The 878-nt window shown below is 54.3% G+C and carries 1 protein-coding gene; it reads right to left on the bottom strand.

Features of this window, described 5'->3' with window-relative positions:
* On the bottom strand, window positions 1-878 hold an 878-nt coding region (locus tag Q4551_RS16150), incomplete at both ends, for a hypothetical protein (protein WP_303434958.1).

Here is an 878-nt window from a genome sequence, read left to right as displayed (position 1 = left end):
AACCATTGGCGTTAAAGGCTTGCACAAAGATCGAATAGTCACCGTCGCTATCCTCACCGTACCAGGTCACCACATAGTCGCCATCAGTGCCCACCGCGGTGATTTGGGGGTTTCTGTCTTGACCTGCCGTATTACCCAGCGCTTCCAGCTGTACCGTGGTGCCGTTGAAGGAGCCATCGGCTTTAAACGCCTGCACAAAGATCGACCTATCACCGCCGCTGACTCCCTGCCAGGTCACCACATAGGCGCCATCAGTGCCCACCGCGGTGATTTGAGGAAAATAGTCAGCACCAGTGGTATGACCCGGCGCTTCCAGCTGTACCATGTCACCGTTGAAGGAGCCATCGACATCAAACGCCTGCACAAAGATTGAAAAATCACCGTCGCTATCGTACCCCTGCCAGGTCACCACATAGGCGCCATCAGTGCCCACAGCGGTAATTTGAGGCAGATAGTCACCACTGGTGGTCTCACCCAGTGCTTCCAACTGTACCGCGGCACTGCTTAAGGAACCATCGGCGTTAAATGCTTGTACAAAGATTGAATCATCATCGTCGCTATCCCTTCCGTACCAGGTCACCACATAGTCGCCATCAGTGCCCACCGCAGTGATTTGTGGATCATAGTCATGACCAGTGGTGTTACCCAGCGCTTCCAACTGTATCGTGGCACCGTTGACGGAACCATCGGCTTTAAACGCCTGCACAAAGACCGAATAGTCACCGTCGCTATCCCTTCCGTACCAGGTCACCACATAGGCGCCATCGCTGCCTACCTCAGTGATCTGGGAGCTATGGTTGGCATTACCCGGTGCTTCCAGTTGTACCGTGGTGCCGTTCAAGGAGCCATCGGCATTAAACGCCTGCACAAAGATCGAA

Origin of the sequence: Oceanobacter sp. 5_MG-2023, assembly GCF_030548165.1 — a bacterium.
Lineage (GTDB): Bacteria > Pseudomonadota > Gammaproteobacteria > Pseudomonadales > Oceanobacteraceae > Oceanobacter.
This window is presented reverse-complemented; position numbering and strand designations above follow the sequence as displayed.